The sequence below is a fragment of the Bacillus sp. 03113 genome (genome assembly GCF_006546985.1).
Lineage (GTDB): Bacteria > Bacillota > Bacilli > Bacillales > Cytobacillaceae > VATK01.
The window spans coordinates 59,557-76,205 of the sequence record NZ_VATK01000010.1 but is presented as its reverse complement, the minus strand read 5'-3'; the positions used below and the strand labels follow the sequence as shown (position 1 = coordinate 76,205).

Annotated in this window: 15 protein-coding genes; 11 read left to right on the top strand and 4 right to left on the bottom strand. The window is 38.4% G+C overall.

The window, feature by feature from the left end; translation table 11 throughout:
* Positions 1-3 precede the first annotated feature (3 nt).
* The 6 genes from thiD to FDO66_RS11160 are packed head-to-tail and all read left to right on the top strand — an operon-like array spanning position 4 to position 4,673.
* On the top strand, positions 4-813 hold the full coding sequence (thiD, locus tag FDO66_RS11185; RefSeq protein ID WP_141432841.1) for a bifunctional hydroxymethylpyrimidine kinase/phosphomethylpyrimidine kinase: 810 nt from the start codon (positions 4-6) through the stop codon (positions 811-813).
* Between the two features lie 5 nt (positions 814-818).
* Positions 819-1,484, top strand: a complete 666-nt coding sequence (gene thiE / locus FDO66_RS11180) for a thiamine phosphate synthase (protein ID WP_141432840.1) — start codon at positions 819-821, stop codon at positions 1,482-1,484.
* Entirely contained in the window at positions 1,481-2,152 is a 672-nt protein-coding gene (tenA, locus tag FDO66_RS11175; RefSeq protein WP_141432729.1) for a thiaminase II, read from the top strand. Before thiE ends, tenA begins: the two co-directional genes overlap by 4 nt.
* On the top strand, positions 2,070-2,912 hold the full coding sequence (locus FDO66_RS11170; RefSeq protein WP_395939772.1) for an ABC transporter ATP-binding protein: 843 nt from the start codon (positions 2,070-2,072) through the stop codon (positions 2,910-2,912). Before tenA ends, FDO66_RS11170 begins: the two co-directional genes overlap by 83 nt.
* Complete coding sequence (locus tag FDO66_RS11165) at positions 2,902-3,672, top strand: ABC transporter permease (protein WP_141432728.1); 771 nt, start codon at positions 2,902-2,904, stop codon at positions 3,670-3,672. Before FDO66_RS11170 ends, FDO66_RS11165 begins: the two co-directional genes overlap by 11 nt.
* The gene (locus tag FDO66_RS11160) at positions 3,669-4,673 is read left to right on the top strand and encodes an ABC transporter substrate-binding protein (protein WP_181444540.1); all 1,005 of its coding nucleotides are present in this window, start codon (positions 3,669-3,671) and stop codon (positions 4,671-4,673) included. The genes FDO66_RS11165 and FDO66_RS11160 overlap by 4 nt, the downstream gene beginning before the upstream one ends.
* A 203-nt stretch (positions 4,674-4,876) precedes the next feature.
* On the opposite strand, the gene FDO66_RS11155 is transcribed toward FDO66_RS11160, so the two are convergent.
* From FDO66_RS11155 to FDO66_RS11145, 3 genes are all read right to left on the bottom strand, one after another.
* Positions 4,877-5,335, bottom strand: coding sequence for a GNAT family N-acetyltransferase (locus FDO66_RS11155; protein ID WP_141432727.1), 459 nt, complete (start codon positions 5,333-5,335; stop codon positions 4,877-4,879).
* 263 nt (positions 5,336-5,598) lie between these two features.
* Entirely contained in the window at positions 5,599-7,317 is a 1,719-nt protein-coding gene (gene cysI, locus FDO66_RS11150) for an assimilatory sulfite reductase (NADPH) hemoprotein subunit (protein WP_141432726.1), read from the bottom strand.
* A gap of 26 nt (positions 7,318-7,343) precedes the next feature.
* A complete protein-coding gene (locus FDO66_RS11145; protein WP_141432725.1) occupies positions 7,344-9,179 on the bottom strand; it encodes an assimilatory sulfite reductase (NADPH) flavoprotein subunit in 1,836 nt (611 codons plus the stop codon).
* A gap of 449 nt (positions 9,180-9,628) precedes the next feature.
* Here FDO66_RS11145 and FDO66_RS11140 point away from each other — a divergent pair, with 449 nt between their 5' ends.
* Positions 9,629-10,537 carry a LysR family transcriptional regulator gene (locus FDO66_RS11140; protein ID WP_141432724.1) on the top strand — a complete coding sequence of 303 codons (909 nt, stop codon included), beginning with the start codon at positions 9,629-9,631 and terminating at the stop codon, positions 10,535-10,537.
* Between the two features lie 64 nt (positions 10,538-10,601).
* Complete coding sequence (locus tag FDO66_RS11135) at positions 10,602-10,952, top strand: DUF3221 domain-containing protein (RefSeq protein WP_181444539.1); 351 nt, start codon at positions 10,602-10,604, stop codon at positions 10,950-10,952.
* 176 nt (positions 10,953-11,128) lie between these two features.
* Here the strand turns inward: FDO66_RS11135 and FDO66_RS11130 are convergent, their stop codons facing one another.
* Positions 11,129-11,563, bottom strand: coding sequence for a DUF2691 family protein (locus FDO66_RS11130; RefSeq protein WP_395939771.1), 435 nt, complete (start codon positions 11,561-11,563; stop codon positions 11,129-11,131).
* A 309-nt stretch (positions 11,564-11,872) separates the two neighbouring features.
* Between FDO66_RS11130 and FDO66_RS11125 the strand changes: the two genes are divergently transcribed.
* The 3 genes from FDO66_RS11125 to FDO66_RS11110 all read left to right on the top strand — a co-directional run bounded on the left by FDO66_RS11125 (position 11,873) and on the right by FDO66_RS11110 (position 16,593).
* Positions 11,873-13,054, top strand: coding sequence for a TIGR04053 family radical SAM/SPASM domain-containing protein (locus FDO66_RS11125; protein WP_141432722.1), 1,182 nt, complete (start codon positions 11,873-11,875; stop codon positions 13,052-13,054).
* A 30-nt stretch (positions 13,055-13,084) separates the two neighbouring features.
* Positions 13,085-13,783, top strand: a complete 699-nt coding sequence (locus tag FDO66_RS11120; RefSeq protein WP_141432721.1) for an HAD family hydrolase — start codon at positions 13,085-13,087, stop codon at positions 13,781-13,783.
* A 1,205-nt stretch (positions 13,784-14,988) separates the two neighbouring features.
* Complete coding sequence (locus FDO66_RS11110; RefSeq protein ID WP_258535703.1) at positions 14,989-16,593, top strand: AAA family ATPase; 1,605 nt, start codon at positions 14,989-14,991, stop codon at positions 16,591-16,593.
* The last annotated feature ends 56 nt before the right edge of the window (positions 16,594-16,649 follow it).

Genomic DNA, 16,649 nt, shown 5'->3' with positions numbered 1-16,649 from the left:
ACAATAGTGATTAAGAAAGCATTAACCATTGCTGGTTCAGATAGTGGAGGAGGAGCTGGGATACAAGCTGATTTAAAAACCTTTCAGGAATTAGAGGTTTTCGGCATGTCTGCTTTAACAGCCGTAACGGCTCAAAATACATTGGGTGTTCAAGGGGTTTATCCAATTAGTGCAGAGGCTGTTTCTAAACAAATTTACTCTATTGGAAATGATATGGGCACGGATGCACTGAAAACAGGGATGCTTTTTAATGCGGATATCATAAAAGCGGTTTCTGAGGCAATCTCATATTTTGAATGGGAAAATGTGGTGGTAGACCCTGTGATGATTGCAAAAGGAGGGGCCTCCTTGCTTCAAATGGAGGCTATTTTTGCTTTAAAGCAATTTTTACTTCCACTCTCCAAAGTAATCACACCAAACATACCTGAGGCTGAAGCGTTAACAGGCATCTCCATACAAACCACTGAACATAAAAAAGAAGCAGCAAAAAGATTATTCGATTTTGGTGTTAAAAATATCGTCATTAAAGGCGGTCATGATGAAGACCCATCTGAATCGATTGATCTATTATATGATGGCAAGGATTTCAACACTTTTATCAGTAAGAGAATAGAGACGAAGAATACACATGGAACAGGATGTACCTTTTCAGCAGCGATTACTGCGCAATTAGCAAAAGGGTTACCTGTCTATGAAGCGGTTTTAATTGCTAAGAATTTTATTCAAGCGGCAATAGAGGAGCAATTAAATATCGGTCATGGACATGGACCGACCAACCACTGGGCATATAAAAAAAGTGCAATTAAGAGGTGAAATGGATCGTGGTGACGGAAACAGATACATTGCGAAAGGCTTTAAAAGTCTACTTTATTATGGGCAGTACAAATTGTTTTGAAAATCCTATTGACGTTTTAAAGGAAGCCATTTCAGGAGGCATTACCTTTTTCCAATTTCGTGAGAAGGGAGAAGGTGCATTAATTGGTGCAGAAAAAGTTACACTTGCGAAAGAACTTCAGCGGATATGTAAAGAACATCAGGTTCCTTTTATCGTCAATGATGATATTGAGCTTGCAATTGTACTAGACGCTGACGGGGTTCATATTGGACAAGAAGATGAGCCAATATCAGCTGTAAGAGAAAAAATTGGCAATAAAATTTTAGGAGTTTCTGTACATACGATGGAAGAGGCAGAAACAGCTTTGCAGAATGGAGCCGATTACTTTGGGATTGGTCCTGTTTTTGCTACGCAAACGAAGAAGGATGCTAGACCAACTCAAGGAACGCAGCTTATTGAAGCATTGCGATCAAAAGGGGTTCAAATTCCGATTGTAGGAATTGGCGGAATTACAACGGATAACGCTTCATCTGTTGTAAAAGCAGGAGCAGATGGAGTGTCTGTCATTACAGCGATTAGTCATGCAAACTCACCAGCTGCAGCAGCGAGAGTTTTAAGAAAAAAAGTTGAGGAAGGAGGGATTGAATGAGGTTTTCGCAAACCTTATACGAAAAAGTAAGCGATATTTGGAAGCAAACACATCAGCATCCCTTTGTTGTTGGAATAGGGAAGGGGGATCTTCCAATTGAGTCGTTTATAAGATATATGAAACAGGATTATGTCTTTTTAATCGACTATGCCAAGCTCTTTGCCTTTGGTTCTGCCAAGGCACGAGACGTTGAGACAATGGCGGCTTTTGCAAGGCTTCTTCATGAAACACTGCATGGAGAGATGGACTTGCATCGTCAATATGCTAAAAAGTTTGGCATTACGCATCAGCAGCTGGAGGAAACAAGCCCAACCCCTATTAACCTAGCATATACACGCTATATGCTGAATATCGCGCAAAATGGCTCATTGGAAGAGCTTGTTTCATCGTTGCTTCCTTGTATGTGGAGCTATTGGGAAATTGGCAAAATGCTGGCTGAACAATATCCAGGTTCATCTGATCACACATTATATGGGGAGTGGATTAAGATGTATTCCTCTGATGAATTCGGGTCCCTTGCTACCTGGCTGATTGATTTATTTGACGAGCTAGTAGAAGGCAAACCAGAGCGAGAACTGAAAGTCATTGAAGAATATTTCCTTACCACCTCAAGATTCGAATACATGTTTTGGGACATGGTCTATCAAGGAGGAGATTGGCCTGTCTAATTTGCCTATCTTATCGATCAAAGGCCTTTCGTTCTCTTTCCAACAAAAAGGAATTGAAAAATCCATTTTACAAAGCATTTCGATGGATATTCAGCCAGGGGAGTTTGTTTCTCTTGTAGGAAGCAGCGGCTCAGGAAAAAGCACTCTTTTTAAGCTGATCGCAGGGTTGCTTGAACCTTATGAAGGACAAATCTGGATTAATGGTCAAGATTCAAGCAAGAGATTAGGAACGGTTGGCTATATGCCGCAACAGGATTTGCTTTTGCCATGGAGAACAATCTTAGACAATATTTTGCTCCCTCTTGAAATTTCGAAAATCAAAAAGAAACAAAAAATATCGGAAATTAGAGAATGGTTGTCTCGATTTGGCTTAGAAAAATATGAAAACGCGTATCCAAATAAGCTTTCAGGAGGAATGAGGCAGCGGGTCGCATTTTTAAGAACCTTGATGACGGGCAAAAATCTTCTTTTATTAGATGAGCCTTTTGGCGCTCTTGATTCGATGACAAAGCGACACATGCACAGCTGGTTATTAGAGCTGTGGGGAGATTTGCAAAAAACGGTTTTGTTCATTACCCATGATCTTGAGGAAGCACTTCTGCTTAGCGACCGGATTTTTCTATTGCCAGCAAAAGAAGCAAGGAAGATCCAAGAAGTGAAGGTCAACTTATTAAGACCAAGAAGCTCTGAACTTATTTATCAATCAGATTTTATTCAAATGAGAAAAGAACTGGAGAGGCTTATTCAAGATGAAGGATAAATGGCAAAAATGGATTGAAGATTATGGACTATTTATATTCGTCTTCATCATCCTATTGAGTATTTGGGAATACATCGTTCAAAAAGGATTGATTCCATCCTTTATTTTGCCTTCTCCCTCTGCAATATGGCTTGCATTTATGGAAAACAAACAGCTTTTGTTTACCGAGCATTTGCCTGCTACATTAAAAGAGGTACTAATTGGTTTTGGGTTGTCCGTCGTAGGTGGAATTCTTATCGGGGTAGGGATGCACTTTTCTCGAATACTTGAAAAAATCATCTATCCGTTTCTAGTTATTTCGCAAACGATTCCCCTTATTGCCATTTCTCCTATTTTTATTATGTGGTTTGGGTATACCGTTTGGAGCAAGGTAGCTGTCACCATATTAATCGCTATTTTCCCTATTGTGGTCAGTACATATGATGGACTGAGAAAAGGGGGAAAGGGGTATGAAGAATTGCTTTTAACGATGGGAGCAAGCCGCTGGGACATTTTCAAGAAGATCCAAATCCCGATGGCTTTGCCAACTATTTTAACAGGGATAAAGATGTCTGCTGTCTATAGCGTAGTTGGAGCCACGATTGGTGAGTGGTTAGGTGCCAGTGAAGGCTTGGGGTATTTCAGCCGGAGAATGTCGAGTAATTTGCAAGCGGATGCTGTATTTACAGCGGTGATCCTGCTTTCTTTATTAGGAATCGTATTATTTTTATTGATTGGTTTATTAGAAAAAAGGTTATTGAAAGGAAGAAAAATTCATTGAAAAAAAGTTTATCGTTTTTATTATGTTTATTCGTGCTCATTTTGAGTGCATGTGGTTCAAACAGCGAAGGCAGTTCTGATCAAAGTGAAAAATCGAATGAAAAGCTTCAGAAAATAAACTTAATGTTAGACTGGTATCCAAATGCGGTACACTCGTTTCTTTTTACAGCAAAGGAAAAAGGCTACTTTAAAGAACAGGGCTTAGATGTTGAGCTTAAAATGCCTGCTGATACAAATGATCCGTTAAAATTAGTTGCCTCTAAACAAATAGATATAGCGATCAGCTATCAGCCGCAAGTGGTCATTGCAAGAGCAGAAGATATTCCTGTCCAATCTTTTGGTGCAATTGTTCGCCATCCGCTTAATCACTTAATGGTGCCTGCTGATAGTTCCATTCAATCACCGAAGGATTTAGCTGGAAAATCGATAGGGTATCCATCCATTCTTTTAGATGAAGCGATTGTGGATACAATGGTGAAATATTCAGGTGGGAACCCTGAGCAGGTGAAAATGGTCGATGTGGGCTGGGATCTGATTCCTGCGATCGCAACGAAAAAAACGGATGCTCTAATGGGAGCATATATTAACCATGAGAAATTACTTCTTGAAAAAGAAGGGCATCCAATTCGTACGTTTAACCCAACAGAATTTGGCGTACCGGATTATTATGAATTAGTTTTTGTTGCAAGTGAAAAAGGAATCAAGGACAAGCCAGAATTGTATAAAAAGTTTATGACAGCTGCTGCAAAAGGACAAAAATATGTACAGGATCATCCGGAAGAAGGCTTGTCCATATTAATGAAGCATGAAGACAAGACATCTCCATTAGAAAAAGATATCGAAACAAAGAGTCTAGAGATCCTTTTGCCGCTCATGGATGCAAAAAACCAATCATTTGGCTACCAAGACCCAGCGATTTGGGAGGGTGCGGCTAAGTGGTTATATGACAGCAAAGTGATAAAAAAAGAAGTAAAAACGGAAGATGCTTTTGTAAATTTTTAAGTTCCATTAATAAATGAACGTAGTTACACATGATGTAAAGACTCTGGAAAGTAATAAATGCTTTTCAGAGTCTTTTCGTTAATTAGAAAGTGTCTTACTCAAGCACCTAGCCCTTTAGGCTGAAGTCACTCCTAAATGAAAGGTAAAGAACACCTTCTATACAGAAGCGTCATTTCAGCATGTTGGAGCTTATCAAGGTGCGTCTACTTTCTTAATTTTTCCATAAATAGAAAAATAGTTTCTTCACTATCCATTTTTCCGGTTTTGTAACCTTGATATCCTAATTTTTCATAAAACGAAATGTTTTTAATGCTTTTACTTCCGGTGAATAATTCGTAGCGAACATCAGCAAAAAAACCTTCGATTTCTTTTACTAATTCTTTTCCAATCCCTCTGTTTTGAAAATCGGGATGAACCATTACTTTTCCTATGTAGCATGTTCCGTCTTTTTCATAGGCCCTTATAGAACCAACAATTTTCCTGTTATGGACGTACTTTAAAATGAGATGGGTTTCAAACGCTTTTTCAACATCTTCAACAGTTTGTTTAAGGGGCTCTATATCATAATTACCATATAGCTCAGCTTCACTACTGTAAGCTAATTTTTGTAACGAAAGTATTTCTGAAGCATCTAAAACGGTAGCTTTTGTAATATTCTCCATTATGATTACTCCTCTTTATGATTATCTTATATGAAAGAGTAATATTCTTCTTTTTTATGAAATGTCCCTTCCTTACTATCAGAAAAACTTCTTAATTTGTGTGTGAATGATAAAAAAACATCTGAAATCGATAAAATATTTACAAAATCGATAAAAAAACTGCGAAAATCGATAAATAATTTCGAAAATCGATAAAAAACCCTATTCTCAGTTTTAGATGAGAATAGGGTTTACCTAATCTAAAAGAAGTTGTTTAAATTTCCTTAATCATGAAAATTAGTTCCGTCTGTCACTGCTTTAATAACACCGGCACGAATGACAAAGTCTCCAAAGTGTTCGCCTTCCTTACGTTCTTTTGCGTAGTGAGGAAGTAAAACTCGCAGTTCATTCAAAATTTCTTCTTCTCCGATGTTTTCACGGTACATTTTGCTTAGACGGCTGCCATCGAACGCTGCTCCAAGGTACATATTGTATTTACCAGGACCTTTACCGATAAAGGCGATTTCACCAAGAGCAGGTCGAGCACAGCCGTTTGGACAGCCTGTCATGCGGATCGTAATTTCTTTGTCACGAAGACCATTTTCATCGACAATCTCTTCGATTTTTCCTAAAAGGACTGGTAGATAACGTTCGGCTTCTGCCATCGCTAATCCACAAGTTGGAAGAGATACACAGGCTAGAGAACTTCGGCGTAATGCAGAGTAATGCTTGCCATCTGTTAAGCCGTATTGTTCGATTAGCTCGTCTATCTTTTTCTTATTCTGGCTTGATACGTTAGCAATCACAAGGTTTTGATTGGCTGTCAGGCGAAAATCTCCAGTGTGAATTTTGGCAATTTCACGTAAGCCAGTTTTTAGCTTGTAGTCCTCATAATCAGCGATACGTCCACCTTGGACAAACAGTGTAAAATGCCATGTTCCTTTAACACCTTTTACCCAACCGTAGCGGTCGCCGTTGTCGTCAAAATGAAATGGCTTTGCTTCTTCAAGCTTCCAGCCAAGGCGATTTTGGATCTCAACGATTACATTTTCAAGCCCTAAACGGTCAACGGTGTATTTGAAACGAGCATTTTTACGGACTGAACGGTTTCCATAATCACGCTGAATTGTAATGACTTTTTCTGCCACATCAAGAATTTGATCTGGTGTACAGAAGCCGATTACTTTTGCAAGCTGTGGATACGTTGCTTTATCACCATGCGTCATACCCATACCGCCGCCAATTGCTACGTTAAAACCGATTAGCTTTTCATCTTCTACAATCGCAATGAAACCAAGATCCTGTGAAAAGACATCAATGTCATTTGATGGAGGCACAGCGACGCCGATTTTAAACTTTCTCGGTAAATAAAGAGGACCATACATCGGTTCAACTTCATCTTGTTCCGGTGTACCTACTACCTTTTCTTCATCGAGCCAAAGCTCATGATACGCTCTTGTACGCGGTAATAAGTAATCACTCAATTGCTTCGACCATTCAAATACCTCGGAATGAAGCTCCGATTGATATGGGTTCGGGTTGCACATGACGTTACGATTTACATCTCCGCATGCAGCAATTGTATCTAAAAGGGATGCATGTATATCTTGAATCGTTTTTTTCATATGCCATTTTAAAATTCCGTGCATTTGAAACGCTTGACGTGTAGTCAGTTTTAAAGTGCCATTCCCGTATTTATCAGCGAGCTCATCCATAACAAGCCATTGTTCAGATGTTGAAACTCCACCAGGAGTACGAACGCGCAGCATGAACTGATAGGCTGGCTCCAGTTTTTGTTTTTGACGTTCATTACGAAGATCACGGTCATCTTGCAAGTAGCTTCCATGAAATTTCATCAAGCGATTATCATCGTCGGAAATTCCAGAGCTAAGCGGTTCTAACATTGATTCTGCTAGCGTTCCGCGTAAATAGTTGCTTTCTTCTTTTATACGCTCTACATCACTAGCAGGGCCTTCTGGTGCTTTTAATATTTGGTTCACCATGTTGATAAACTCCTTTCAATCCAAAATCAGTATACATCACGTTGGTAACGTTTTTCTTTTTGCATGCCTGCTAAATATTCTTCAGCTTTCTCACGACTTAAGCCGCCTTCTTTTTCGATAATGGTTAACAATGCGTTATGAACATCCTTGGCCATGTTTGTTTTGTCACCACAAACATAGAAGTTTGCACCTTCTTGGAGCCACTCAAACAATTCTTTACTATGCTCAAGCATACGATGCTGTACATATACCTTTTCAGCTGTATCACGAGAAAAGGCAACATCCATTTTCGTCAACACACCGTTTTCCACTAGTTTTTGCCATTCGGTCTGGTAAAGGAAATCCGTTACAAAATGCTGGTCACCGAAGAACAACCATGATTTTCCTTGTGCACCTGTTTCCTCGCGCTCCTGCATAAAAGAACGGAAAGGGGCAATTCCTGTCCCAGGACCAACCATGATAATTGGAGTATCCGGGTTGCTTGGCAGTTTAAAGTTTTTGTTGTTTTGAATGTAAACGGGCAACTTATCACCAGGCTGTAATCGTTCTGCTGTTAAAATAGAACTTACCCCTTTACGATCGCGTCCATGTGCCTCGTATCGAACTGCACCGATTGTCAAATGAACTTCATCGGGATTTGCGTTAAAGCTGCTTGCAATTGAATATAGACGGACTGGTATTTTTCTAAGAATAGAGACAAACTCCTGTACAGAAGCACCCCAAGGACCGAAATCACGGATTAAATCAATTAAATCGCGTCCTTTAATATATTCTTTTAATTTTTCTTTATTTTCTGCGGCTAAAAGCTCTTTTAACTTTGCGCTTGCAGTTAGATTTGACGCTTTATCAAGCAGCGATTTTGTTAATACGGTAATTTCAAAGTGTGAAAGAAGTGCATCTCTTAGGGATCGAACATCGCCCTCTTTATTGACCGTCACAATTTCTTCTGGATTCCATTTCGTTTCCTCAAGAAGCAAGTCTACAAGAACTGGATCATTTTCCGGATAGACGCCTAGGCAGTCACCTGGTTCAAATGACAGGCCAGATCCTTCAAGAGATAGTTCAAGATGTCTCGTTTCTTTATTTGAACCGCGGCCATTTAAGTTAATGTTTTCAAGTACTTCAGCTTTAAAAGGATTTAATCTTGTATACTCTGTTTTTACAGCTTGAGGAGCTGCTGTAGCTGGAGCAGCATCAGCAGTATTATTAGCTTGTGCTTCACTAAAGCTGCCAATGACTCCTTGAAGCCATTTAGCTGCTGGCTCATCATAGTCTAAGTCGCAATCAACACGAGGGTGAATTCTTGTACCGCCCAGCTCTTCTAAACGCTTGTCGAAATCCTTACCTGTTTGACAGAACAACTCATACGAGCTATCCCCAAGAGATAGTACAGCAAAGCGAAGGCCGTCAAGCTTTGGAGCTCTTTTGCCATGAAGAAACTCATGAAAAGAAATAGCATTATCCGGTGGTACTCCATCGCCGTGTGTACTTGCGACAATTAGGAGATTTTGAATTTTCTTTAAGTTGTTCGGTTTAAAATCACTCATGGATAAGACGGTTACTTGAAAGCCTTGGCTTTCGAGTGTTTTACCAGCCTTCTCAGCAAGTCCTTGTGCATTTCCAGATTGTGATCCAAAAAGAATGGTCACTTCTTTTGAAATAGCCTGTACAGGGCTTTGAGCAGGAAGCTCTGCATTCTGTACTTGTGGAGTTGCTGTTGTAGCTTGTGCCGTCGAAATTTGGGCAGCGGCTAGGTAACCACTCAACCAAACTTTTTGTGATTCTGTTAAGGTCGGCAGAAGTCGATTAAGGAGCTCTGCCTGCTCCTGACTAAAAGGACTGTTCAAAACTTTAAGTTGCAAAAGATATCCACCTCACAAAGGATTATAAAATGAAACTTCAATCAGTGGGGGGTTCATCCCCACTGATTTTTAATTAAATTAATCGGGCATTTACGGTCAGTTATCCCTCACCTAGGATTTTTCGTTTACACTTATACTTTGAGGTGGGGATTTAATGACCGTTAATGCGGGATAAACTTATCATAGGCTATTATAATTATTATGACTAGTTTCAACAATAATTGACATACAAGATTAGTGAAAAAATAATCAAACATTCACTTTACTTCTATTAATCCTATAAATAAAGTTGGTTTTCACCATGTAAATAATTAATAAGTGCTTACGAGTTAGTACATTTTTATTCTGAAAAAAGTTTCTAGTAGAACTTTACCAAAAGAAACGTCATTAGTAAAATATATATAAATTATTATAGCTATTAAAATTATTAATAATAAGGTGGGTTTATTTTGTATTACGACGCGTTAAAAACCTTCGTAACTCTTGTTGAAGTAAAAAATTTTACAAAAACAGCGGAAATACTTCTTTTGTCTCAGCCAAGTGTGAGCTTACATATAAAAAATTTAGAAAAAGAATTTCAGACAAAATTATTTCTTCGTTCGCCAAAATTTTTGAAAATCACGCCAACAGGCGAGATATTATATGATCGAGCTAAGCAAATGATCACGATTTACGAACAGACTAGACAAGATATACTGGAACATCATAATTCTATAAAAGGAGAATTAAAGATAGGAGCAAGCTTTACCATTGGCGAGTATTTATTGCCTTCTTTGCTTATTGACCTGCAGAACGACTATCCAGAGCTCGAGCTTCAAGTGGTTATTGGAAACACAGACGAAATTGTCCAAGCCGTTCGCTTGTATCAAGTGGATATAGGGCTGATTGAAGGTCAAACAAATGAAAAGGAGCTTTCTGTACACTCTTTTATGCAAGATGAGCTTTTTATTGTTTCCTCTAATCATCACCAACTTGCTCTTAAGGACGAAGTGACCATTGATGATCTTCAGAATCAAACATGGATAACAAGAGAGATTGGTTCAGGAACCCGCGAATATTTAAATCATGTGATCCGTACAAATGGACTAAAAGTGAAATCATTTCTTACAATCAGCAGCAATCAAGGCATAAAAGAAACATTAATAAATGGGATGGGTTTATCACTTCTATCTCATAGTGTAATTAAAAGAGATTTACAGCAAGGCAATCTTTCTATAATTAAGCTGAAAAATCAATCCTTTAACAGAATGCTTTCCTATGTTTATTCACCAATCATGCAAAATAATAAGAACGTAAAAACATTTATCAATTCATTAAATAAAAAATGGACAATTAATAAAATCAAAGAGGACGAATGAGTATTCAAGTGGAGGGAGAAAAAGAAACGAGAAATAAGATATGAGCACAAGTAAGGAGGATAGTATGAAAAAACTAAAGATTATATCATATCTATGTATATTCTTTATAACATCCGGACTATTATTCGTATTATTTAAGAATTCTTTACCCGAAGTAAAAGGTATTATTTTAGAAGTGGATGAAAACTCTTTACTTGTTGCACAAGATTTAACTATAGAAAAGTATAATGAAATTAAAAATAAGACAAGCAACGAAATCATAAAAGATTATAATTTACCTTTAATTGGGATTTCTTCTAAAGAGGCAAACTCGTTTAAAAAGGGAGATAAAGTGAAAATTTGGATTCGAGGTGATATTTATACGAGTTATCCAGAACAAGCAAAAGCCAAAAGAATAGAAATATACTATAAATAATTCCTAAAATATAGTTTATAGATTTTAATAACTAAAAGAAGCCCGAATTACGTTTACCTAGTAAAAGTAAACATAATTCGGGCTCAAATAATAGTTTATTCATTTTAAGAATACTTATTTAAGTTTCTAATGTTCATGTTTTTTACCAGACAGATAGTTTTGCCCTTGTGTCATTTTCATCGGGTGATATATTGAATATTTTTAAACCCGCAATGAATTGCGTTATTGAATAATAATTCGAGTGCTTCTTTATCCTTTATATAGATGGTTGTAAAACAGCAATCTGCAATTAATAAAACCAGGTGGCATTCGCTATGAATAAACTGTTCATACGTCTCAATATCGTAAACGTTTGTATCTTTTGGATAGGCTTTTAAATCAGCGGAAATCACATAATATAGATTCGTTTCAATTCGTTTTTTTAATAAATCACCTTCAAAGAATAGTTGATTTTCTAGAAAAAGTTCTTCATCTAATTGATCATTAACAGTTATATAAGACTCGCCATCCCCAATTAGCCAATTGAAGTCAGAAAGATCAATTGGCTTTAGAGCATCTCCAAGAAAGGTTCCATATTCATTTGGTATCTCAAAGTTGATGCCTCTTTTCAACTTTTCACGTCCTCCATATTTCTTTCCCTTATTGTATATCTTTCCAAGGTGCCTTTGGCGTTAAAGAGCCGATTTTTTTTCTTTATTTACAGAAGTGCAAGCTATCTTAGATTTCTCAATACTATAATTGCCTTTTTAAAGCCCAGTAGAAATTTTATTTTATGTGGCAAGAAAAATCGTCATTGAAAAACTGTGATGAAACTAACTGTCAAAATCGTTAAAGTACGATATTTTGATGGGATAGGACATGAAGCATAAGTTGTCCCGTCATCAATTTAGGATATAATTGAGAAAAGTATGGTGATTTAGATGAATGGAAGAAGACATACTCATAGTGTGGGGCATTCTCATGGAAAAGAAATCGACTATCATCAAAATCCTTTTATTGTTATTTGGGAGGTAACAAGAGCGTGTGAGCTTAAATGTGTACATTGTCGTGCAGATGCTCAATTCATTCCCGATCCTCGAGAATTGACGTATGAGGAAGGGCTTAAGCTGATAGATGACATCTATGCAATGGATAATCCAATGCTTGTTTTTACCGGTGGAGATTGCATGCTAAGAGAAGATTTATTCGAGCTAGCGGATTATGCGATCCAAAAAGGGATGCGTGTTTCCATGGTGCCAAGTGCCACTTCAAATGTAACAAATGAAAAAATGGAGCGTGCCAAAGAGGTAGGGCTTTCTCGTTGGGGTTTTAGTCTTGATGCACCAAGAGCTGACATTCATGATCCTTTTCGAGGAGTAGCTGGATCGTTTGATCTTACCATTGAAAAAATAAACATTTTAAATGAATTACAAATGCCCCTGCAAATCAATACGGTGATATCCCGCTATAATTATGAGCATTTAGAAGATATGGCAAAACTCGTCGGTGAATTGAAAGCAGTTATGTGGTATATCTTTCTATTGGTACCAACCGGAAGAGGCCAAATTAAAGATTGTATAACACCTTTAGAACATGAAAAGATTTTTATATGGCTATATCATTTAAGCAAAACAGCACCCTTTGATATTAAAACAACTGCCGCTCAGCATTATAGACGTGTTGTACTGCAACAAAAAATGCGAGAACATAAAATTGAGAAGGGAGAAATACATTACGAGGATACAATTACAAAAGACGTCGCATCCATGATAGATGGATTAAAACGTGCACCCAAGGGTGTGAATGATGGGAATGGTTTCGCCTTCGTTTCACATATTGGTGATGTGATGCCAAGCGGTTTGCTGCCAATAATAGCAGGCAACGTTCGCGAAACTCCGCTAGCAAAAATTTACCGTGAAGCGAAAGTGTTCAAGGATTTGCGCCAGCCAGACAACTATAAAGGCAAGTGTGGTGTTTGCGAATTCCGTCATATTTGCGGGGGCTCCCGTTCAAGAGCCTATGCCGTAACCGGAGATTATATGGAAAGTGAACCATTCTGTGTTTACATTCCGCAAGTGCTGAGAAGTAAACATCAGTCAAATTGTTTCGGAGATATACAATAAATAGAATCATTTTTTAGGAGAAATAAAGTTATGAAAATTAAAGCAATCTTTTTTGATCTAGATGATACTTTACATGATCATCAAAAACCTTTTTCAGATTCATTTCAACAGATATTCCCAAGCTTTCCGAAGGAATTTTCAATAGAATCAGTATGTAAGACCTTTAGACACACGAGTGATCTTCTTTGGGAGAACTACATTCGAAAGGAATTAACCCTTGAGGAGCTTCGAATTCAACGAATCATTCAAGCTTTAAAAAGCTATGACTTTACCATTTCTAGAGAAGCAGCTCAAATATTTCAGCTTCAATATGAAAAAGCTCTTACATCGATCGAATTATTCCCAGAAGCACCTCAAATCCTGACAAAGCTTTCGCAAATGGGCTTTGAACTTGGCGTTATCACTAATGGGCCAACCCAGCATCAATCGAACAAAATTCAAGCGTTAGGTTTAACTAGGTACATTTCGAGTGATCGTATTTTCATCTCAGATCAAATAGGAATCGCAAAACCAGATCCAAATATTTTTCATGAAGCTGCCAAGAAGTTTTCGTTTTCACCAGAAAACTTTCTCTACATTGGCGACTCATGGGCAAACGATGTTGTTGGGGCAAATCAAGCAGGATGGCATGCAATTTGGTTTAATCACCGTAAGAGACAGCCAGAAAGTCATCATAAGCCACTCAGGGAAATTCAAGTACTTTCTTCAATGATAGAAGTGTTGGATTGAAGAAATAGGGATAGCTAACTTTTTTTAAATTAGGCTGTTTTCTCAAAGTTTGTTGCTTTTGACAAAAACATTGGGAGAAACGCTTCAGAGCAGCCTGCATACACGTAGACTCCTGTGGGAATGCGAGAAAGGCGAGACCCCGCAGGAGCGTATGCGACGAGGAGGCTTGACGCTCGCCCACGGAAAGCGAAGTGTATGCAGGCTGAAGTTTAAAAGCAACAATCTATACGAAAACAGCCTTAAATTTAAGTTCATCATACACCTTGTTTTAAAGCATAATACAAGTCTTTGTTAATCCTGGATTATCAAGGGCTTTTTTCATCTATTAAGGCTTTTTGTTGTTCAATGTATTGAATAACAATTGTAAACTCCAATATAAGAAATAAAATAAACGAAACATTTGGCTTAAGGTTATTTCTACTGCTATACTATGATTAATCATTATGATTACATCCTTTAATTCTGCTGTTCTCAACTTTAATTAGCTTGTGTAATAATGGCTCACATCTACTTAAAAAAGAAGTTGCTTCATTCTTATCCTTCGAATCTATGTTTTAATTCGTTAAACGACACAAGCATAAAAGAACCTATCTTATACATATGATGATAAGAATTCAAGTATCCAGAGCAAAATCTTTAGCTAAATAATGAGTTTTCTAAAAGGATAGAAGTTCTTTTTTTTAAAAGAGTGCAGTACTTTGAATGTTCATGGAAGTAAACAATCTCTTTATCTAAGAATCTATTTTTACAGCTTGGTGAAAGGATTACTCCAATTAACAAAAAGAAAGGATGTATCAATTTGTAAGCATTACATTATATGGTTCCTTCTTATTGTGTTAATTTATAAAGAGATAGGTATCCGAGCAATCCTCTTTTTTCAAGAAAATAGAGCAAGATGGATTGAGTCACGAATGAAATAGGGCAGGTAATGGAAAATAGGACATTTCCAAGTGAAAAATAGATTCATTGCAACCAAAGGAGTGTCGAATATATACCTTTCGTCTTTAAAGCCGTGGCACCACTTGAGATGACCTTTCGTAAAAATTATCTAAATAGTCAGTTAAGGGAGTGAGGTCATGAAGAGATATCATTGGATCAAGTGGCGCACATTCCTCATTAGGTTCGCAATTCTTGCCATTCTCGGTGGGTTATTGTGGGCAGGAGGTCCACCAGCATGGAATATCGCGCTTAGAGTTCTCAGTATTTTGTTGCAATTGTTATTTGCCGTAGTTTTTATCATTATTCAGTTTGTAGCACTCTTTTGGTTCCTTGCTCGAGGACGTACGTACTGGATTTTACCTGGTGAGACTGGATCCACATGGGACGATTATAGGGGCAATCCGGAAATTGTTGAGAATGCCAAAAGGATTGTAACCCTGCTGAAAGGTGTTAAGGAATTCAAGCAAATGGGTGGGGAAGCCATTCGTGGACTATTGCTCTGTGGACCTCCAGGAACTGGTAAGTCCTACCTTGCTCAGGTCATTGCCAACGAAGCACAGGTCCCCTTTGCTTATGCATCGGCCCCAAGTTTTCAAAATATGTTTTTTGGTGTTGGAAACTTGAAGGTAATGGGTCTCTACAGAAAGGCTAGAAAACTTGCGAAAGTTTACGGAGCCTGCATCATCTTTATCGATGAAATCGATGCCATTGGTATGTCGCGGTCGGCAGGTGGAGGTGCAGCAGGAGGATTGCTTGGCATGGGCGGCGGTACTGGTCTTCTTAACGAACTGCTCTTGCAAATGGACCCGCCAAACATTGATAATTCACGTTTTGCCAAGCTGCTTCGATCACTTGGGCTGCGCCGTAAAAAAGCAGAGAGACCTGCTGTATTAACTGTTGCTGCAACCAATTTGCCAGATGTACTTGATCAAGCATTACTTCGTCCTGGCCGCTTTGATCGACAGCTTTGGGTCGATTCACCCGACTATGATGGACGAGTGGATGTCTTCCTATATTATCTTGATAAGGTGAAGAGAGATGCTACTCTTACACCAGAAAGGGCAGCATTAGATACGATTGGCTACAGTCCAGCACAGATCAAGCATATCGTCAACGAATCGATTGTGATGGCCCATCAGCGTGGCGCTCAGGATGCCAGCTACGAAGACTTCCGTAATGCAATGGAAACGTATGAGTGGGGCCTCAAGCAGCCTCTCCGCTCTATGAGTGATGATGAGAAGCGAAACGTCGCCTACCATGAAGCTGGTCATGCGGTAGCCCAGTATTTGTTAAAGCCATATGAACGAGTCTGGAAAGTGACCATCATCCGCCGAGGAGGTGCGCTTGGTCTTGCTGCAACTAAACCAACGAAAGAGCGCTATAACCGTAGCGACAGTGAAATTTTAGCTGAGATTCAAGTTTGTTTAGCAGCACGTGCCGTTGAAGAGGAGTTCTTACAGAAAAAATTAAATGGTGTAACATCCGATTTAAGGCAGGCTACAGACCTAGCAGGTGCTTACCTTGGAATGGTCGGTATGGGTGATGAACTATTTAGTTGGCTATCAATTGGTTCACGGCCAGACGCCCTTAAGCAGCTCCGTCCAAAGATCAATGAATTATTGAAGGATCAAATGCTTCAAGTTAAGAAATTAGTGAATGAACAATCTGACTTCGTCCACGAGATTGCAGAGGAACTGTTGAAGAGAGGCGACTTAACAGGTGAAGAGATTGAACAAATTTATGTTCGGTTGAATGGTCACACACGACAAGAAGTTCCTGAGATTAAAGCGAATGTGGTTATGGATTCCCTTGATCAAGTAGCTCCAACGAAACAATCTGATGAAGATAATGAGACGAAGGATGCTGAATAAATTTACAACTAATCAGTGGCTGTTGACATTGTCAACGGCCATTTTTTTGTATCTGT

What these genes read in the sequence shown, in the direction of transcription:
- tenA (WP_141432729.1), top strand. Translation starts at nt 1,481, where the DNA reads ATGAGGTTTTCGCAAACCTTATACGAAAAAGTAAGCGATATTTGGAAG.
- FDO66_RS11165 (WP_141432728.1), top strand. Translation starts at nt 2,902, where the DNA reads ATGAAGGATAAATGGCAAAAATGGATTGAAGATTATGGACTATTTATA.
- FDO66_RS11155 (WP_141432727.1), bottom strand. Translation starts at nt 5,335, where the DNA reads ATGGAGAATATTACAAAAGCTACCGTTTTAGATGCTTCAGAAATACTT.
- cysI (WP_141432726.1), bottom strand. Translation starts at nt 7,317, where the DNA reads ATGGTGAACCAAATATTAAAAGCACCAGAAGGCCCTGCTAGTGATGTA.
- FDO66_RS11135 (WP_181444539.1), top strand. Translation starts at nt 10,602, where the DNA reads ATGAAAAAACTAAAGATTATATCATATCTATGTATATTCTTTATAACA.
- FDO66_RS11125 (WP_141432722.1), top strand. Translation starts at nt 11,873, where the DNA reads ATGAATGGAAGAAGACATACTCATAGTGTGGGGCATTCTCATGGAAAA.
- FDO66_RS11120 (WP_141432721.1), top strand. Translation starts at nt 13,085, where the DNA reads ATGAAAATTAAAGCAATCTTTTTTGATCTAGATGATACTTTACATGAT.